Origin of the sequence: Herbidospora sakaeratensis, from assembly GCF_001570525.1 — a bacterium.
Classification (GTDB): domain Bacteria; phylum Actinomycetota; class Actinomycetes; order Streptosporangiales; family Streptosporangiaceae; genus Herbidospora; species Herbidospora sakaeratensis.
Map to the genome: position 1 here is coordinate 1,263,322 of NZ_BBXC01000007.1, position 18,518 is coordinate 1,281,839.

Annotated in this window: 17 protein-coding genes; 11 read left to right on the plus strand and 6 right to left on the minus strand. The window is 74.0% G+C overall.

Going from position 1 to position 18,518, the window contains the following annotated elements; all coding sequences use genetic code 11:
• Positions 1-10 precede the first annotated feature (10 nt).
• Positions 11-3,124: an ATP-binding protein gene (locus AW271_RS05295; protein ID WP_218007944.1), complete on the plus strand. Its 3,114-nt coding sequence runs from the start codon at positions 11-13 to the stop codon at positions 3,122-3,124.
• On the opposite strand, the gene AW271_RS05300 is transcribed toward AW271_RS05295, so the two are convergent.
• Positions 3,079-3,975 (minus strand): bile acid:sodium symporter family protein, encoded by an 897-nt coding sequence (locus AW271_RS05300; protein ID WP_062332507.1) that lies wholly within the window; start codon positions 3,973-3,975, stop codon positions 3,079-3,081. The genes AW271_RS05295 and AW271_RS05300 overlap by 46 nt on opposite strands.
• Positions 3,976-4,091: 116 nt before the next feature.
• On the opposite strand from AW271_RS05300, the gene AW271_RS05305 reads away from it, so the two are divergent.
• A complete protein-coding gene (locus AW271_RS05305; protein WP_218007945.1) occupies positions 4,092-5,330 on the plus strand; it encodes an MFS transporter in 1,239 nt (412 codons plus the stop codon).
• 31 nt (positions 5,331-5,361) lie between these two features.
• Here the strand turns inward: AW271_RS05305 and AW271_RS05310 are convergent, their stop codons facing one another.
• Both AW271_RS05310 and AW271_RS05315 read right to left on the minus strand, forming a co-directional pair.
• Positions 5,362-5,751 (minus strand): VOC family protein, encoded by a 390-nt coding sequence (locus AW271_RS05310; RefSeq protein WP_062332509.1) that lies wholly within the window; start codon positions 5,749-5,751, stop codon positions 5,362-5,364.
• A complete protein-coding gene (locus tag AW271_RS05315; RefSeq protein ID WP_062332512.1) occupies positions 5,741-7,303 on the minus strand; it encodes an FAD-dependent monooxygenase in 1,563 nt (520 codons plus the stop codon). Before AW271_RS05315 ends, AW271_RS05310 begins: the two co-directional genes overlap by 11 nt.
• Positions 7,304-7,964: 661 nt before the next feature.
• Here AW271_RS05315 and AW271_RS05320 point away from each other — a divergent pair.
• The gene (locus AW271_RS05320; protein WP_062332514.1) at positions 7,965-8,864 is read left to right on the plus strand and encodes a LysR family transcriptional regulator; all 900 of its coding nucleotides are present in this window, start codon (positions 7,965-7,967) and stop codon (positions 8,862-8,864) included.
• Positions 8,865-8,921: 57 nt separating this feature from the next.
• Here AW271_RS05320 and AW271_RS05325 read toward each other — a convergent pair whose 3' ends face one another.
• Together AW271_RS05325 and AW271_RS05330 are read right to left on the minus strand one after the other, a co-directional pair.
• Positions 8,922-9,527: a response regulator transcription factor gene (locus AW271_RS05325; protein WP_062332517.1), complete on the minus strand. Its 606-nt coding sequence runs from the start codon at positions 9,525-9,527 to the stop codon at positions 8,922-8,924.
• Positions 9,524-10,705, minus strand: a complete 1,182-nt coding sequence (locus AW271_RS05330; protein ID WP_062332520.1) for a sensor histidine kinase — start codon at positions 10,703-10,705, stop codon at positions 9,524-9,526. The genes AW271_RS05325 and AW271_RS05330 overlap by 4 nt, the downstream gene beginning before the upstream one ends.
• Before the next feature lie 133 nt (positions 10,706-10,838).
• Between AW271_RS05330 and AW271_RS05335 the strand changes: the two genes are divergently transcribed.
• The 5 genes from AW271_RS05335 (at position 10,839) to AW271_RS05355 (ending at position 14,921) form a co-directional block, all read left to right on the plus strand.
• Entirely contained in the window at positions 10,839-11,408 is a 570-nt protein-coding gene (locus AW271_RS05335) for a hypothetical protein (RefSeq protein ID WP_157553906.1), read from the plus strand.
• 135 nt (positions 11,409-11,543) lie between these two features.
• Positions 11,544-12,446, plus strand: a complete 903-nt coding sequence (locus AW271_RS05340) for an ABC transporter ATP-binding protein (protein WP_062332523.1) — start codon at positions 11,544-11,546, stop codon at positions 12,444-12,446.
• Entirely contained in the window at positions 12,443-13,180 is a 738-nt protein-coding gene (locus AW271_RS05345) for an ABC transporter permease (protein ID WP_062332526.1), read from the plus strand. The genes AW271_RS05340 and AW271_RS05345 overlap by 4 nt, the downstream gene beginning before the upstream one ends.
• 2 nt (positions 13,181-13,182) lie before the next feature.
• Positions 13,183-14,301 carry a sensor histidine kinase gene (locus tag AW271_RS05350; RefSeq protein ID WP_245652931.1) on the plus strand — a complete coding sequence of 373 codons (1,119 nt, stop codon included), beginning with the start codon at positions 13,183-13,185 and terminating at the stop codon, positions 14,299-14,301.
• The gene (locus AW271_RS05355; protein ID WP_169806282.1) at positions 14,298-14,921 is read left to right on the plus strand and encodes a response regulator; all 624 of its coding nucleotides are present in this window, start codon (positions 14,298-14,300) and stop codon (positions 14,919-14,921) included. Before AW271_RS05350 ends, AW271_RS05355 begins: the two co-directional genes overlap by 4 nt.
• On the opposite strand, the gene AW271_RS05360 is transcribed toward AW271_RS05355, so the two are convergent.
• On the minus strand, positions 14,918-15,538 hold the full coding sequence (locus AW271_RS05360) for a TetR/AcrR family transcriptional regulator (RefSeq protein WP_062332534.1): 621 nt from the start codon (positions 15,536-15,538) through the stop codon (positions 14,918-14,920). The genes AW271_RS05355 and AW271_RS05360 overlap by 4 nt on opposite strands.
• Before the next feature lie 50 nt (positions 15,539-15,588).
• Here AW271_RS05360 and AW271_RS05365 point away from each other — a divergent pair, with 50 nt between their 5' ends.
• The 3 genes from AW271_RS05365 to AW271_RS05375 all read left to right on the plus strand — a co-directional run bounded on the left by AW271_RS05365 (position 15,589) and on the right by AW271_RS05375 (position 18,516).
• A complete protein-coding gene (locus tag AW271_RS05365; protein ID WP_062332537.1) occupies positions 15,589-16,491 on the plus strand; it encodes an NADP-dependent oxidoreductase in 903 nt (300 codons plus the stop codon).
• A gap of 187 nt (positions 16,492-16,678) precedes the next feature.
• Entirely contained in the window at positions 16,679-17,773 is a 1,095-nt protein-coding gene (locus AW271_RS05370) for an alcohol dehydrogenase catalytic domain-containing protein (protein WP_062332540.1), read from the plus strand.
• Complete coding sequence (locus AW271_RS05375) at positions 17,770-18,516, plus strand: SDR family NAD(P)-dependent oxidoreductase (protein WP_062332543.1); 747 nt, start codon at positions 17,770-17,772, stop codon at positions 18,514-18,516. Before AW271_RS05370 ends, AW271_RS05375 begins: the two co-directional genes overlap by 4 nt.
• The last annotated feature ends 2 nt before the right edge of the window (positions 18,517-18,518 follow it).

Below are 18,518 nucleotides of genomic sequence, written 5' to 3' on the forward strand. Positions count from 1 at the left end.
GCCGACCGACGTGACCGGGCCAGCCCACCCCGACGGCCGAGGTCCCCTGCGCCTGCGGATCCTCGGCCCGCTCCGGCTGTGGCGCGACGGCGCCGAACTCGACGCCGGGCCCCGGCAGCAGGCGCAGCTGCTGGCCCTCCTGCTGGCCCGCGCGAACCGCCCGGTCACCACCCGCGAGCTGATCGACCTCCTGTGGGGCGACGACGCCCCCGCCAGCGCCCTCAACATCATCCAGAAGTACGTCGGCGCGCTGCGGCGCCTGCTCGAACCCGCCCTCCCCGCCCGCGCGGCCGGCGCCTACCTGCACCGGCGCGTCGACGCCTACGTCTTCGAGGCCGGGCCCGGCACGCTCGACCTCCTCGACTTCCGCGACCACCTCGCCGCCGCCCGGACCGCATCGAAGGAGCACGCACCCGACACCGCGCTCGACCACTACGCGGCGGCGCTCGGCCTCTGGCACGGCCACGCGGGCGACGGCCTGGCCCTCGAACCGGCCGCCGCGCCCGTCCTGACCGCGCTCGACGACGAGTTCCACGCCGCCTGCGTGGCGGCGGCCGGCCTCGCCGTGGCGGCGCACCGGCCCGAGCGGGTGCTCCGGGCGCTGCGGCTGGCCGCGTCGATGGCGCCGTTCCACGAGCCCGTGCACGCCGCCCTCGTCACCACCCTGGGCGCGTCCGGACGGCAGGCCGAGGCGCTGTCGGCCTTCCACGCCATCCGCGACCGGCTCGCCGAGGAGCTCGGCATCGACCCCGGCCCGGCGCTGCGGGCCGCCCAGGAGAGCGTGCTGGCGCCTCACCCGGCGGCCCCCGCCGGGCCCCGGCCCGCGGCCGGGCTGGTCGGCCGGGCCGAGGAGCTCGCGGTGTTGCGGCGGGCCGTCGAGGCGGCGTTCACCGGCGGCAGCGGGCTCGGCGTCGTCGAGGGCGAACCGGGGGCCGGGAAGACGCGGCTGCTGGAGGAGACGGCCGCCGCCGCCGTCCGGCGCGGCGCGCTCGTCGTGCGGGCCTCCTGCCTGGAGGGCGACGGCACGCCGTCGATGTGGCCGTGGGAGCAGGCGCTCACCGGGCTCCTCGACGCCCTGCCCGCCCCGGCGGGGGAGAAGTGGCGGGCGGGGGAGCTCGGCCGCGTCCTCGACGGCGGCGGCGACCAGGCCGGGCCGCCGGTCGCCGGGAGCCGGGCCCAGTTCCGGCTGTTCGAGCAGGCGGTCGGCGTCATCGGCCAGGCGGCCGCCGAACGGCCGGTGGTGCTGGTCATGGACGACCTCCAGTGGATCGACCCGGCGTCGCTCCAGATGTTCGGCCACGTGGCGGGGCGGCTGCCCGCCGGGGCCGCGATCGTCTGCGCCCTGCGCGACCGCGCCCCCGCCCCCGGCGCCGCCCTGGCGCAGGCGCTGGCCGCCGCCGGTCGGCTGCCCGGCCACCACCGGATCAGGCTCGGCCCGCTCGGCCTGACCGACGTGGCCGAACTCGTCCGCCGCGAGACCGGCCGGCCGCCCGCCCCCGACGTCGCCCGCGACATCCACGCCCGCACCGAGGGCAACCCCTTCTTCGTCCGCGAACTGGCGCGGCTGCTCAGCGACCGGGGCGCGCTGGGCGTGCCGGCGACCGTGCGCGACGTGGTCCGCGACCGGATGGCCGGCCTCGACGACGACGCCCGCGAACTGGTGCGCCTCGCGGCGGTCATCGGCCGCGACGTCGACCTCGGGCTGCTGGCCCGGGCCGCCGGGATCGGCGTCGCTGGCTGTCTCGAACGCCTCGAACCGCTGCGCGCCCTCGGCCTGCTCGAATCCGACCCGCACGACCCGTTCGCGTGGCGGTTCGCGCACGACCTGGTCCGCGAGTCGGTCACCGAGACGACGGAACACTGGCGGGGCGTCCGGCTGCACCTGCGCGTCGCCGACGCGCTGGAGCAGCACGGGGCCGACGACGAGTCCGTCATCGAGCGGCTCGCCTTCCACCTGTGGGCGGCGCGGGTGCTCGCCGACCCGGTCCGCGTCGTGGAGGCGCTGAAGCGCGCGGGCCGCCGTGCGGCCAACAAGCTCGCGTTCGCCGCCGCCGACCGCCACCTGGAGTCGGCCGCCGACCTCGCCCGCGGCGCCGGGCTCCCGGAGCTCGAACTGTCGGCCCTGTCGCTGCTGGCCATCGCCCCGCGCCGGCAGGCCGGGTTCGGCGGCACCACCTTCGACCTGCTGGAGCGCGCCGAGCTGCTGGCCCGCCGGCTCGGCCGCGAGGTCGAGGCGGCCGGGCTGCTGTTCGCCCGCCTCTTCGGGGCGTACACCTTCATGGAGTGGGACCGCGCCGCGCTGGTCCGCCGCCTCTACGAACAGGGGGAGGCGTCCGCCGATCCCGTCGTCCGCGTCTACGGCCGCCAGGCGTGGGGCCTGCACCAGTGGGACGTCGGCGAGATCGGCGAGGCCTACCGGTTCTTCCGCGCCAACGACCCCGCCCTCCTGGAGGGGGTCGTCTCCGCGCACAGCGACACCCCGATCAGGCGCGACGTGTCGGGCGAGTGGCCCGGCTGGCTGGCCGTCGTGACGGCCATGCACGGCGACGTCGGCGCGGCGCTCGCCGCGATCGACCGGTGGAACGGCCCCGACGACTCCTACGCGGTCGCGACCTGGGTCTACTACGTCTCCATCATCGCGTCGATGGCCGGCGACGCCGACGGGGTGATCCGCGCCGTCGACCGGTGGATCGCCGTGGGCACCGGCCGCGCCGCCATCCAGCAGGAGCTCTACATCCGGCTGAACTGGTGCTGGGCCCGCGCCCTCACCGGCGACGACCCCGCCGGCGTCACCGAGGAGGCCGAACGGCTGATCGCCGGCTTCACGGAGCCCCCGCGCTGGGGCGTCGCCTACCACCACGCCCTGATCGCCGAGATGTGGCTGGCCGTCGGCGACGCCGGCCGGGCGGCCGCCGCCCTCGGCCGGGCCGGCCACGCGCTGGAGACCTACGGCCAGCGCTACGCCGAGGGGCTCGTGTGGCTCCTGCGGGCCCGCCTGCTGCACGCCGAAGGCGCACCCGCCGACGCGGTGCGGGCCGCCGCGGAGGAGGCCCGCGACCGCTCGGCCGCACGCGGGAGTCACCTGTTCGCGGGCCGCGCCGAAAGATTCCTCACCGAGCTCTGAGCACGGGTGACCGCCCAGCCGAACGCGGCGGCGGTGAAGAACATGACGATCCCGTAGACCGCGCCCGGAACGGCCATCGCGGCGCTGTCCAGCATCGCCGGGCTCAGCGCGATCGTGATGGCCAGCGCGGTGTTGTGCACGCCGATCTCGAACCCGGCCGCGACGGCCGCGCCGTGGTCGACCCCGGCCAGGCGCGGCACGCCGTAGCCGACGGCCATGCTCACCACGTTGAAGGCCAGCGCGGCCAGCCCGACCGCCGCGAAGTAGCCGAGCAGGTTCTCCCGTTCGGCGTACAGGACGGCCGAGACGACCGTCGCCAGGACCACGACCGACGACAACCGGACGGGCAGGTCGAGCCGCCGCGCCGCCCGCGGCGCGAAGGCGCGCACCAGCATGCCGAGCGCGACCGGCCCGAGCACCATCACGAAGAGCTGCTGCAGCTTGCCGGCCTGCAGCCCGAGGGAGGCCCCGCCGGGCAGGAGGTGGGCGGCCGACAGGTTCACCACGACCGGCAGGGTGACCACGACCAGCACCGAGTTGACCGCGGTGAGGGTGACGTTCAGCGCGACGTCCCCGCCGAACAGGTGGCTGAACAGGTTGGCGGTGGGGCCGCCGGGCGAGGCCGCGACCACCATCAGCCCGACCGCGAGCTCGGGCGGGAGGCCGAAGGCCAGCACGAGGCCGAAGCAGACCACCGGCAGCAGCACGATCTGGCACGACAACGCGACCACGACCGCCCTGGGATGGCGGCCCACCCGGCGGAAGTCGTCGACCGTCAGCGCGAGTCCCAGCCCGAACATGACGATCCCGAGCGCGTACGGGAGGCCGGCCAAGAGGAGGGGCGAATCCATGCCCCAGTGTCGGCGGGCCGGTCTGGACGGGGAGTGAACCGCCCGTTCAGTGGGCGTCCAGTGCCGGGGGACACGATCGATCCCATGACCACGAACCGCCGATCGGGGCCGTCCCGGTGACCGTGCACGTCCGCGCCTACGAAGCCCAGTGCGCCGCGGAGGAGTCCCGGCACGCGCCCGCCGGGAGGGGCGCCGCGCGCCCGGGGCTCGCCCTGTTCGCGCTGGCGCTGGGCACCTTCGCCATCGGCGCCGGCGAGTTCGGCAGCAACGGCGTCATCCAGCTGTTCGCCGCCGACCTGGGGGTGTCGATCCCGGTCGCCACCCACGCGATCACCGCCTACGCCCTCGGGGTGGTGGTCGGCTCGCCGCTGATCACGCTGCTCGCCGCCCGCGTCAACCGGCGCACGCTGCTGCTCGGCCTGGCGGTGCTGTTCCTCGTGGGCAACGGGCTGTCGGCCCTGGCGCCGGACATCGCGCTGCTCGTCGTCTTCCGCTTCGTGGCGGGCAGCGTCCAAGGGGCGTTCTTCGGCGCCGGGGCCGTCGTGGCCGCCTACGTCTACGGGCCGGGCCGGGGCGGCAAGGCGTTCGCCACCGTCATGGGCGGGCTCACCCTCGCCACCGTCGCGGGCTCGCCGCTCGCGACGTTCATCGGGCAGCAGGCCGGGTGGCGGGTCATGTACGGGGCCGTCGTCGCCGTCGGCCTGCTGGCCGGGCTGGCGCTGGTGGCGTGGTTGCCCCGGACCGCCGACCTGCACGGCGGCCCGATCAGGAGCGAGCTGAACGGCCTGCGCCGGCGCGGCGTCTGGGTGATGGTCGCCGTGCCCTCGCTCGGCATCTCCAGCATCTTCGCCGTCTACACGTTCATCGGCCCGTTCGTCACCGACGCGGCGCGCAAGGACCCCGCGCTCATCCCGGTGGCGCTGGCCGTGTTCGGCCTCGGCATGGCGGCCGGCAACCACTTCGGCGGCCGGGCCGCCGACCGGTGGGAGCACCGCGGCCTGACCTGGGGGTACGGCGGGGTGCTCGGGCTGCTGGCGCTGATCGGGGTGGCCGGGAACGAGTGGCCCGTGCTGCTGGCGTGCCTGTTCGGCGTCGGCGCGACCATGATGTTCGCGATCCCCACCATCCAGGTCAGGCTGACCTCCTTCGCGCCCGACGCCCCGACGCTGATGGGCGCGCTCAACCTGGCCGCCCTCAACCTGGCCAACTCCTTCGGCGCGATCGGCGGCGCGATCACCCTGGCGGCCGGCTGGGGCACGCTGTCGACGGTGTGGGCCGGCTTCCTGCTCACCTCGGCGGGCCTGGCGCTCTATCTGAGCACGGTGACCGGAACCCTGCACCGGTCTCGCGGGTAGCCGCTGACGTCACAGGGAAGCGCGTTTCCGGTCACGGCGCCAGGGTGCGCAGGACGCAGAACTCGTTGCCCTCGGGGTCGGCCATGACCACCCAGCTCCGGTCGGGGCCCTGGCCCAGATCTCTTCTGACGGCGCCGAGGCCGAGCAGCCTGGTCACCTCGTCGTCGGTGCCGCCGTCGATCGGGCTGACGTCGAGGTGGAGCCGGTTCTTCCCGGTCTTGCCCTCGGGCACCCGGATGAACTGCAGGGTGGGTGGCATCTGGCCGGCCAGGACCTGCTCGACGGTCGGCACCCAGGAGCCGATCTCGACCTTGCCTTCGGTGCGGTCGATCACCGTGAAGTCCAGGACCTCGCACCAGAAGGCCGCGAGTCTCTCCGGATCACGGCAGTCGACGGTCACCTCGGTGAGCCTACTTGTCATGTCTCTTCCTGATGTTCGAGGGCGTACCGAACCATGCGGAGAGCGCCTCCCGCAGCGAGGGAGTGGCGCTGTCCGCGGCTTCGTCGATTCCGGCCGCCCAGGCGACGTGGCCGTCCGGGCGGATCAGCAGGGCGTCGGCCGGTCGGTCGTCGGTCTTGGCGGTGTGGACGTCGACCTGATGCTGCCAGTTCCGGGAGGTCTGGCGTAGTTCGGGGCGGTCGGCCAGGTCGAGCAGGACGGGCCGGGCGGGGTGCATGAGTTCGGCGACGCCGGTGACGCCCTGGCCGGTGTGCAGGGTGAGGTCGGGGGCGAAGGCGCCGGCCAGCGGGTGATGTCCGGCCCCGGGCATCGGATAGCGGATGTCGGCGCCGCCGACGAGTGCTCCCATGCGGCGCAGCGGCTGCTCGTCGGCGAGCAGTTCGGTGAAGACCTCCCGCAGCGCTTCGGCGGCCGCGTCGTGCCCGCGCCGCAGGGCCACCTGCGCCCGGGTGTGCAGCAGTGTGCGGGCGCCGGCCAGGTGGCGTTCGGTGTGGTAGGTGTCCAGCAGGCCGGCCGGGGCCGTGCCGTGGAGGTCGGCGGCCAGCTTCCAGGCCAGGTTGACCGCGTCCAGCAGGCCGGCGTTGAGCGCCACTCCGGTGGCCGGGAACAGGTGCGCCGCGTCACCGGCCAGCAGGATCCGCCCCTCGCGGTAGCGTTCGGCCTGGCGGGCCCTGAAGGTGAAGCGCGACAGCCGGGTCGCCCCGGCCAGGGGCAGGTGGGCGCCCAGCACACGGTGGACGCTGTCCTGCAGTTCGGTGAGCGTCATCGGGACGTCGTCGTCGTATTCGGTGGTCTCGTCCTCGACGGTGTAGAGGGAGACGGACCGGGCGCCGGGTGAGGAGCCGACGCCGAGCAGACCCCGGTCGGTGCGGGTGAACCCGGCGCGGACGACGCCGAAGCCGGGGACGTCGAGATCGCCGTCGCCGAGAACGGTGACCGCGTCGGGCAGGGTGACCTGGGCCAGCCGGTTGACCTCCGGATAGTCGGTGCCGGGGAACGGGATGCCGGCCCGGTCACGGACGCGGCTGCGGGCGCCGTCGCATCCCACGAGGTAGCGGGCGCTCACCCGGTAGGGGCCGTCCGGGCCGCGCACGTCGACGGTGACCGCGTCGCCGTCCTGGTTCACCCCGGTCACCTCGTGTCCGCGGCGGAGGTCGGCGCCGAGTTCGCCGGCGCGTTCGCCGAGCAGCCGCTCCAGCACGTGCTGCGGCAGCGGCAGGGCGTGCATCGGGGGGTCCGCCATCCGGGTGAAGTCCAGGTGCACCCCGCCGAACGGGAACCGGGGAGCGGGCGTCGGTCCGGTGCAGGCGGCTTGGAGACGTTCCAGCAGGCCGCGGTGGCGCAGCAGGTCCAGGATCCGGCCCCCCAGGCCGCCGGCCTTGGGGGTGTCGCGGGGCCGCGGCCGCCGTTCCAGCACCAGCGGCCGCACTCCGGCCAGGCGCAGTTCGGCGGCCAGCATGAGACCGGTCGGGCCGGCGCCCACGATGATCACGTCGGCTTCGTGCTTCGTCATCGATGACCTTTCGGGCCAGGTGGCTGAGGTGTTCTGGGGGCCGGGTCGACGGACGGGCTGCCGGAGGGACCGGCCGGCTTCGAGAGGATGCGGCGGCCTGGGCGCCGCCGATGAGCCGCTTCCTGGGAGACCAGCACGCCGACCAGGGCCGCCGGCCCCGGAATCCTCCCGGAGCCGACCTGCCGTGCCGGCACCTCACGCAGCCTGCGCGGCCCTCCCTCGGAGAAGCCGTTTCCGCCCATCGCCGTGATCCCCGTCTGCTCGTCGTCAGGATTGATCCGGTGTTCGTGCGTTCACCCTCGCGAAGGGACCTGACATCGGCGCCGTCGCGTCTCCCGCTCGTGGGCGGCGAACGCCCGCGTGTGACCAGCGGTCCATCTCGACCTGGCGTCGGCCTCGACGAAGAGGTCCTCCGCCTCCGCCAACCGCTCGGCCACGATGCGTCCGCGGCGCCGGGCGTCGTCCCGGTCGTCCACCAGCGGCCCGGAGGCGAAGCGCGGCGCCGCAGACCAGGACGTCCGTCACCATGTTCCCTCGACATCGATGTGCTCCCGTGATCAGGCGAATCCGTACGCTCCGAGGATCAAGTACGGTGAACAGCCGGAACAACGACGAACTCCGGAAGATCACCTTCAGTGGGAGTGAACGGGGCAGGTCAGGCGTGGAACTGCGGGACATCGAGATCTTCCTGACCCTCGCCGAGGAGTTGCATTTCGGCCGCACCGCCACCCGGCTGTGCCTGTCGCCGGCCCGCGTCACCCAGGTGATCCAGAAGCAGGAGCGTCAGGTCGGCGCTCCGCTGTTCGAGCGCAACAACCGCTCGGTCCGCCTGACCCCGGTCGGGCGGCAGCTCCGGGACGAGCTCCGGCCGCTTTACGCGGGGCTGCGGGAGACCGTGGCACGCGCCCAGCTCGCCGGTAAGGGCATCACCGGCACACTGCGTGTCGGCATGCTGCCGCTCAACGCCCACGACCTGCGCCCCTACTGGGACGTCTTCCGCCTCCGCCACCCACGGTGGAAACTGCGCATCCACAGCGCCCAGGTCGGCGACGCCTTTCCCGCGCTGCGCCGCGGAGACATCGACGTCTTGGTGAGCTGGCTCCCCGTCGACGAACCCGACCTCACCGTGGGGCCGGTCGTGTTCGCCGAGCAGCGCGTGCTGGCCGTCGCCACCGACCACCGGCTCGCCCCCCGCGCGTCGGTCTCGCTGGAGATGGTCTCCGACTTCCAGCACCCGCACACCGACACCGGGCCCGGCTACTGGTACGACGCCTACGCCCCGCGCTTCACCCGGCGCGGACGTCGAATCGAGCGCGGCCCCGTGATCCGGGACGCGGAAGAGGCCATGACCCTCGCCAGCATGGACGGGCTCGTCGTGCTCTTCCCCGCCCACGTCGCCCGCTACTGGGCCCGGCCGGACATCGCCTACCTGCCGGTCACCGACATGGAGCCGCTGCCGTACGCGCTGGTGTGGCGGAGCGAGGCGGAGAACGGGCCCATCCGGGCCCTGGCCGGGATCGTCCGCGACCTGGGCCCTCTCCCGGCGGCGCTCTCCCCGTGAGGTGGCCTCGACAGACCTGGCGTTCGCCCTGATGGTGGGGGCGGTCCGTGCCGCGGGTCAGATCCAGCCTTCCTCCCAGGCGCGGTGAGCGGCGGCGTGGCGGGAGCCGACGCCCAGTTTGGCCATGGCCGCCGACAGGTAGTTGCGCACCGTGCCGGGCGCGAGGTGCACCTGGGCGGCGATCTCCGCGATCGACGCCCCGGCACGGCAGGCACGCAGCACCTCCAGTTCCCGGGCGCTGAGCGGGCAGGGGCCTTCGGTCAGGGCGGATGCGGCGATGTCGGCGTCGATGTACCGCCGGCCCGCGGCGACGTCACGGATGATCTCGGCGAGCCGGGACGCCGGAGTGGTCTTCGGCACGAACCCGCTGACGCCGGCCGCCAGGGCGCGGCGCAGCACCCCCGGCCGCGCGTGCCTGGTGACCAGGACGACCCGGGCGCCGGGCAGCCCGGCCATGATCTGCGCGGCGGCGTGCAACCCGTCGGCGGGCGGCATCTCCAGGTCGAGCACCGCGATGTCGGGGCGGTGCTCGAGGGCCAGCCGTACCGCGTCGGTGGAGGTGGCGGCCTCGGCCACCACGGTGAGGTCGGGCTCCAGCACGAGCAGCGCGGCCAGGGCGCTGCACAGCAGTTCCTCGTCGTCGGCGATCAGCAGCCGGATCATCGTGCCTCCGCGTTCGCGCCGACCGGCAGGCAGGCGGTCACGACGAAGCTTCCGTGTCCGTGCTCCCAGGTCAGCTCGCCTCCGGCGGCCCGCAGCCGGTCGGCCAGGGTGCGCAGCCCGGTGCCCGACCCCGGGCCGGGCGGGCCGGTCGTGCCGTCGTTGCGCACCCGTAGCCGGGCCACTCCGTCCGTGAGGTGGTAGTCGATCTCGGCGGCGCGGGCCCGGCTGTGGCGCAGCACGTTGGTGGTGGCCTCGCGCACGACCAGCCCGAGCAGGTGCCGGTCGGCGTCGGGGAGCGGCCCGGCGGGCTCGACGTTCATCCTGACCTGGATGTCGGCCGCGGCGAGCACCCGGCCCGCGTTGGCCAGCTCCGCGTCCAGCGTCGTACGGCGGTATCCCTGCACGACGGCCCGCGTGTCCGAGAGCGCCTCGGTGGCCAGCCGCCGCACCTCCGACATCTCCGCGCTCGCGCGGGCCGGGTCGGCCGCCGCCAGCCGCGCGGCCAGTTCGCTCTTGCGCGCGATCACCTGGAGGTGGTGGCCCTGGATGTCGTGCAGGTCGGCGGCGAAGCGCAGCCGTTCCCGGGCGACCGCCAGCTCCCCGACCAGGCGGCGCGCCGTGTTCAGCCGTTCCGCGACGTCCCACGCCCACAACGAGCCGAGCGTGACCCAGGCGCTGAACGCGACCAGTCCCGGCGGGAACAACACCGCGCGCACCGGATCGTCGCCTCCCGCGACCGCGCCCGGCACGGCCGCGGCGGCCGTCGCCACGGCGATCAGCGCCCACCGGCGCGGCGACGGCAGGAACGTCGCGGCGACCGACACCGTCATCGCCGGGGCCAGCGCCCACAGCGAGTCGTCCCGTACGGCCAGCAGGACGCCGCCGAGCACGGCCGCACCGGCGGCACTCGCGGCCAGCCACGCCACGGGCGGGCGGCCGGGGCGCTCGCCGGGGTCGGACGCCAGCCGGTGGTGCAGCAGCACCGCGCAGCACCCGGCTGTCACGACGAGCGCGAGTGCGCCCGCACTCCTGGCCCAGACCGGTAGGCCCGGGGCCAGCAGGCCCGCGCCGACCACGGCGAGCAGGAAGAACGTGATGCCGCCCGTGAGGCTCCACCAGGTGTGGCGGTGGAAACTCCGGAGTGCCGCCGTCTCGCCGTCGGGCTCATGGTCGCGCACCCGGTCATTGTGGCAGCACGCCGCGTCGCGGGCCGGTTCATGACAGTTGTCATGAAATCGAGTGACAAAGCCACGCGCACACCTGCGGTTCCGGCACTACTGGCGGCCGCCCCCCAGCGGCCAGGCTGAGCCCATGGAGAGCGTGTCTCATGAACGCGGGCACCGGTTCCGCCGGTTGCTCGACCGCTGGCCCACCGCGCTGGCGCTGGCGCTTTCGGCGGCGACCTTCGGCGGCACCGAGTCGGCCGAGGGGGTGGCGTCGTTCGCGTCGATCCTCGTGCTCCTGCCGCTGTTGTATCTGGTGGTCGCCAAGCTGGAGGCGCGCCGGGCGACATGGCCGCTGCTCCTGGCCGGGATCGCCGGCGTCCTCGTGCTGCGCGGGCTGGACCTGGTCGAACCGGCCGCCGTGTTCTCCGCCCTCGCGCTGATCGTCCTGCTCTGGAGCGTCGTGGACGGGCACCTGTTCCGGTCCGGGACGCTCCGGGTGCAGGCGCTGGGCATGCTCGCCTTCGGCGCGCTCGGGCTGATCGGGCTGGCCGTGCATCCGGATCTGGCCCGCTACCTGGTGGCGGCCGGCTGGTTCTTCCACGGTGTCTGGGACTTCGTCCACCTCCGGCGGGACACAGTGGTGGCCCGGTCCTTCGCCGAATGGTGCGGCGTCATCGATGTCGTGATCGCCATCGAGTTGATCTTCAAGTGGTAGGCCGCCCTTCCGGCCGTCCATGACGGTCCAGCCTCGCACGGACCGGCGGCGGCGCGGAATCCACCGATCGGCTGATCCGGATTCCCGACCGCCGGTCGGTGCCGGGAGGGGGCCCCGCCCGAGCACTCTTGGGCCATGCCACCAGTGATCGAGGTCACCGACCTCCACAAGCGCTACGGCGACAAGGTCGCCGTCGCCGACGTCTCCTTCACCGTCGAACAGGGCGAGATCTTCGGCATCCTCGGCCCGAACGGCGCCGGGAAGACCACCACGGTCGAGTGCGTCGAGGGCCTGCGCGCCCCCGACGGCGGGACCGTCTCCGTCCTGGGCCTCGACCCGCAGCGGGACCACCTCGAGCTGACCCGCCGGCTCGGCGTCCAGTTGCAGGCCGGGATGTTGCCCGACAGCCTGCGGGTGGGGGAGGCCCTGGAGCTGTACGGCTCCTTCTACCCGGACCCCGCCGACTGGCGTGTCCTGCTCGACGACCTCGGCCTGCCCGCCAAGACCAGGTACGCCGCCCTCTCCGGCGGCCAGAAGCAGCGGTTGTCGATCGCGCTGGCCCTGATCGGCAACCCCGACATCGCCGTCCTGGACGAGCTGACCACCGGCCTCGACCCGCAGGCGCGGCGCGACACGTGGGCGCTGATCGAGGGCGTGCGGGCGCGCGGGGTGACGATCGTGCTCGTCACCCACTTCATGGAGGAGGCCGAACGCCTCTGCGACCGGGTGGCCCTGATCGACGCGGGCCGGGTCGTCCTCATCGACACCCCCGCCGGGCTGGCCGGCCGGGCCCAGGGCGAGCAGCGCCTCCAGTTCCGCCCCTCCCGCGAGCTCGACACCGCCCTGCTCACCGGCCTGCCGGGGGTCACCGGCGTCACCCGCCGCGGCGAGCTCGTCGTGGTGACCGGCGACGACACCGTGGTGAACGCCGTCATGGCCGTGCTGGCCAGGAACCAGATCACGGCCGAGCGGCTCCGCGTCGAACAGGCCGGCCTCGAAGAGGCCTTCGTCCAGCTGACCAGGAAGGACGCCAAATGAACGGCGCGACGTGGCGGCTCATCGCCGTCGAGGGCAAGCTCAGCCTCCGCGACAAGGTCGCCCCCGTCTGGGGGGTGGCGTGCCCGCTGGTGGTGCTCGTCATCCTGGGCAGCATCCCGGCGCTGCGCGAGCCCATCACCGCCGACCTGACCATCTTCGACGTGTACGTCCCGGTGCTCATCCTGTTCAACATCGCGATCCTGGCGATGACCGCGCTGCCCACCACCCTGGCGGGCTACCGGGAGAACGGCGTGCTGCGGCGGATGCGCACCACCCCCGTCGGGCCGGTGCGGGTCCTGGCCGCGCAGCTCGCCGCCAACTTCGTGATCGCGCTGGTCGCGATGGTGCTCTTCCTCCTGGTGGCCGGGCTGGGGTTCGGGGTCGACCCGCCGCGCCACCCGCTCGGGTTCGCGGTCGCCTGGTCGCTGGCCACCGCCGCGCTGCTCGCGATCGGGCTGCTGGTCACCGCGCTGGTGCCCTCGCGCGCGGCGGCCACGGCGATCGGCACGCTGCTGTTCTTCCCGATGATGTTCTTCGCCGGCCTGTGGGTGCCGATCGCGCAGATGCCGCCGCTGCTCCAGGACATCAGCGCCTACACGCCGCTCGGCGCGGGCATGGGCGCCTTCCAGGACGCCTACCTGGGCGGCTTTCCCTCGTGGCCGCCGCTGGTGATCCTGGTGGCCTACGCGGTGGTGTGCGCGGCCGTCGCGGTCCGCTGGTTCCGCTGGGAGTAGGGTTGCCGTTCTTACTGGTCACCGTCGTCCCCTACACGCTGCTCGCCGGGCTCGCCGTCCTGGTCGTGGCCGCCGGATTCCCGGTGACGGAGCTGCTCCCGGCGGCGGTGTGGATGGTCGCCCTCTACCGGTGGCGCGAGACGCCCGTGTTCTTCGCCGGGCTGCTCGTGATCACCGCCGTGATGGTGCTGCAGAACCCGCTGTACGGCCTGTTCACCCCCGTCCCCTACCTCTACGCCTTCACCGTGCTGCCCTGGCCGTGGCGGCTGGCCGGGGTGGGCCTCACGGCGGTGGTCGCCGGGGCGGCGCAGGCGTCGGCCGCGTCCGGGATGGTGGTGCTCCAGGGGGTCGTCATCGTGGTCAACGTCGTGATGATGGTGACCACCGCCTGGGTGCTGCACACCGCCGACGTCGAACGGGAGCAGCGCGTGGCCGCCATGGCGAAACTGGAGGCGGCGCTGGAGGAGAACGCCGGGCTGCACGCCCAGCTGCTCGTCCAGGCCCGCGAGGCCGGCGTGCTCGACGAACGCCAGCGCATGGCCCGCGAGATCCACGACACCCTCGCCCAGGGCCTGATCGGCATCATCACCCAGCTCCAGGCCGCCGAGCAGCGGCACGAGGTGCCCGCCGCGTGGCGGCGGCCGTTCGACGCGGTGATGGGGCTGGCCCGGGAGAGCCTGGCCGAGGCCCGCCGCTCGGTCGAGGCGCTGCGCCCCGCCGACCTGGAGACCGCCCGGCTCGGCGAGGCCCTGGAGACCGTCTCCGGGAAGTGGTCGGCGCTGCACGGGGTCCCGGTCCGGTTCACCGCCACGGGGACCGCCCGGCCGCTCGCCCCCGCCATCGAGGTCGCGCTGCTGCGCACGGCCCAGGAGGCGCTGGCCAACGTGGCCAAGCACGCCGGGGCCACCCGGGTCGGGGTGACGCTCTCCTACTTGGCGGACGAGGTGGCCCTGGACGTACGGGACGATGGGAGGGGTTTCGATCTCTCCGGCCGGAGTGAGGGTTTCGGGTTGGCCATCATGCGGCAGCGCGTCGAGGGGCTCTCGGGGAGCCTGCGCGTCGAGTCGGAACCCGGCGGCGGCACCGGCGTCTCCGCCTGCGTCCCCTGGAGGTCCGCGTGATCCGGCTGCTGGTCGCCGACGACCACCCCATCGTCAGAGACGGACTGTGCGCCATGTTCGCGGCGGCCCCCGGCTTCGAGGTGGTCGGCGAGGCCGCAGACGGCGCCGAGGCGGTGCGGCTCGCCGTCGGCCTGCGGCCCGACGTGATCCTGCTCGACCTGCGCATGCCGGAGCTCGACGGGCTGGGCGCGATCACCGAGCTGGCGCGGCTGGGCGTGCCGTCGAGGATCCTGGTGCTGACGACGTACGACACCGACTCCCACGTGCTGCCGGCCATCGAGGCGGGCGCGACCGGCTACCTGCTGAAGGACTCGCCCCGCGAGGAGCTGCTGCGCGGCGCGCGGGCCGCCGCCCGAGGGGAGAGCGTGTTGTCGCCGTCGGTGGCGGCCCGGCTGCTGACCCGGGTGCGCACACCCCCGCCGCCGCTCAGCCCCCGGGAGCTGGAGGTGCTCGAACTCATCGCGGCCGGCAACTCCAACCGCGAGACGGCGGCCCGGTTGTTCATCACCGAGGCCACGGTCAAGAGCCACCTGCTGAACATCTACGCCAAGCTCGGCGTCAACGACCGTGCCGCGGCCGTCGCCGAGGCCTTCAACCGGGGCCTGCTGGTGCCCCGTTAGGCCCGCGACAGCGGCAGCCTGACGGGCGGCGGCAGCGGCGCGGCGACCGGCTCGGCCATGAACGACTGGATCATCAGCGCCGCGAACCGCCGCGAGGCGGCCACCCGCGTCGCGGGCGACTCGGCCCGGATGCCCTCGTTGGCCATCAGCGCCAGGCTGAGATCCTCGACGACGAAGTCGCGGCGCAGCGGGCCCGCCTTCTTCGCCCGGCCGACGAGGTCGAGCAGCATGCGCAGCGTGCGGTCGCGGTCGGCGGCGAAGACCGCCTCGGGCAGCCGCGAGGTGAACACGCGGGCGAACCCCCGGTCGAGGGCGTGCAACTCCATCAGCCGCTCGACCACCAGCCGGAACCCCTGCCACGGATCGGCCGCCGCCAGCCCCTCGGCCACGATCGCCGAACACGTCTCCATCTGCTCGGCGAACGCCTCGGCCAGCAGCGCGTCCTTGGTCGGGAAGTGGCGGTAGAGGGTCGCCGGGCCGACCTCGGCGCGGCGGGCGATCTCGCGGATCGGCACGTCGACGCCCTCGGTGGCGAACGCGAGCCGGGCCACCGCCAGGATGCGCTCACGGTTGTCGCGGGCGTCGGACCGCAGTTTCGGTCCCACTTCTGCCGTCATCGCTCTCACTTTAGACAACCGGACGGGGTGTTCCGTTACGGTCCCCGGACATGAGAACAGTGCAGTTCACCGCATACGGCCCGCCGTCCGTCGTGCACGTCGCCGAGGTCCCGGAACCGCACGCCGGGCCGGGGGAGATCCGCGTCGCCGTGCGCGCGTCGGGGGTGGCCGCCGGCGAGATCGCCATCCGCTCCGGGCGGCTGCGCGACCTGGTGCCGGTCGCCTTCCCGTTCCGGACCGGCTTCGACGCCGCGGGCGTGGTCGACGAGGTGGGCGACGGCGTCACCGGCGTCCGGGCCGGCGACGCGGTGTTCGGCGCGGCCGGTTTCACCCGGCGCGGGGCCAACGCCGACCACGCCGTGCTGACCGCGTGGGCGGCCAAACCGGCCGCGTGGAGCTGGGAGGAGGCGGGCGGCGCGGCGGGCGCCGCCGAGACGGCGACCCGGGTGCTCGACCGGCTCGCCGTCGCCGCCGGGCAGACGGTGCTCGTCAACGGGGCCGCCGGGGGCACGGGCGCGGTCGTCGTCCAGTTCGCGGTCGCGCGCGGGGCCACGGTCATCGGCACGGCGAGCGGGCACAACCACGGCTTCCTGCGCTCGCTGGGGGCGACGCCGACGACGTACGGGCCGGGGTTGCCCGGCCGGGTCCCGGCCGGGGTCGACGCCGTCGTCGACTGCGCCGGCGGCGCGCTCCCCGACCTGGTCGCCATCGCCGGCGACCCGGCGCGTGTGGTGACGATCGCCGACTTCGCCGCGCGGGAGCACGGCGTGCACCTGTCCTCCGGCGCGACCGACCCCCTGGCCTGGCACGGGCTCGCGGTCGCGGCCGCCCTCGCGGACGAGGGGCGGCTACGGGTGCCGGTCGCGGCGGCGTTCCCGCTGGACGAGGTCGCGGCCGCGCACGAACTCGGCGAGACCCGGCACGCCCGGGGGAAGATCGTGCTGGTGCCCTGACGGAAAGTTTCGGTCCCGTGGCGGCGTTGTTCCGAAACCGCGCCCCGGCCGATCGTCGCAGCTGAGACCGGCTCACCCCGGCTGATCGGCGAGGTAGCGAGGGTGAAAGTTTCGAAACTATTGACCCCTTCGTTCGTTACATCTACGTTTGCTGCGATCGAGTACGGCAGACGGAGGGACGGGTCACATGAGAGCTGCGCTGCTGGAACGGGTCGGAGCGCCTCTCGTGGTGCGCGACCTCGACCTCGCCCCACCGGGCCCCGAAGAGGTGCTCGTCCGGATCGAGGCGGCCGGGGTCTGCCACAGCGACCAGCACTATTTGGCGGGCGACCTCACCTGCCCCCTCCCGGTGGTCCCCGGCCACGAGGGCACCGGCGTGGTCGAGGCCGTCGGCCCGGGGGTGACCCGCCACCGGCCGGGCGACCGCGTCTGCCTCATGTGGCGGCCGAGGTGCGGCCAGTGCCGCAACTGCCTCGTGGGCCGCCCGGCCCTGTGCGAGGCGGCGGGCATCATGGTCGGCTCCGGCGGGCTGCTCGACGGCACCACCCGGCTCAGCGCCGACGGCGAGAAGGTGCACCACCTGCTCGGCGTCTCCTGCTTCGCCGAATACGCCGTGGTCTCCGAGCGCGCGGTCGTGCCGGTCCCCGGCGGGGTGCCGCCGGAGATCGCCGCCATCGCCGGGTGCGCCGTCATCACCGGCGTCGGCGCGGTGCTCAACGCCATCGGCGAGTGCGCCGGCGACGGCATAGTGATCTTCGGCGCGGGCGGGGTCGGCCTGTCGGCCGTCCTCGGGGCCGTGCTCGCCGGCGCCAACCCGATCGTCGTCGTGGACGTCGTCGCCGAACGCCTGGAGACCGCCGAGCGCCTCGGCGCCACCCATGTGGTCGACGCCTCGGCCGGCGACGTCGCCGAGGCCCTGCGCGAGATCCGCCCCGGCGGCATGGAATGGGCCATCGAGGCCATCGGCCGCCCCGAGACCCTGGAGACCGCCTTCGAGGTGCTGCGCCCCGGCGGCGCCCTGGTCGCCGTCGGCCTCGGCAGGGTCGGCCAGACCTTCAACGTGCCGGTCAACCTGCTCGTCCAGCGCGAGAAGCGGGTGATCGGCAGCCTCTACGGCTCCGCCAACCCCCTGATCGACCTGCCCAAGATCTTCGAGCTCTACCTCGCCGGACGCCTGCCCCTCGACCTCCTCATCGGCAGGCGCTACCGGCTCGACCAGATCAACGAGGCGTTCGCCGACCTCACCGGGGGCGCCGTCGGCCGTGGAGTGATCGTGCCATGAGCGAGTACGCCACCTATCCCAGCCTGCGCGGCAGGGTCGCCCTGGTCACCGGCGGCGCGACCGGCCTGGGCGCCGAGTTCGTCGCCCAGCTCGCCGCCCAGGGCGCCAAGGTCGCCTTCGTCGACGTCGACGACGCGGGCGCGCAGAAGCTCACCGACCGGGCCCTCTACATCCATGCCGACGTCACCGACGTCGACGCCCTGCGCGGCGCGATCGTCATGGTCGAACAGGCCCTCGGCCCCGTCTCGATCCTGGTCAACAACGCCGCCAACGACACTCGCACCGGCATCGAGACCCTCGAACCCGCCGAATGGGACCAGGGCATCGCCGTCAACCTCCGCCACCAGTTCTTCGCCGCCCAGGCCGTCCTGGCCGGCATGCGCACGCTCGGCGGCGGCTCGATCATCAACCTCGGCTCGGTCAGCCCCCACGTCGGCCTGCTCGGCCTGCCCGCCTACGTCTCCTCGAAGTCGGCCATCGAGGGCCTGACCAAGATGATGGCCCGCGAGCTCGGCGGCGACCACATCCGCGTCAACTGCGTCATCCCCGGCTGGGTCTTCACCGAGCGGCAGCTGACCCATTGGGTCACACCCGAGGTTCGCGAGAAACTCGCGGAGGTGCAGTGCCTGCCCGACAACCTCGCGCCGTCCGACGTGGCGCGCCTGGTGCTCTGGCTGGCCGCCGACGACAGTGCCATGTGCACCGGACAGAACTGGATCGTGGACGCCGGATGGATGATGTGAGC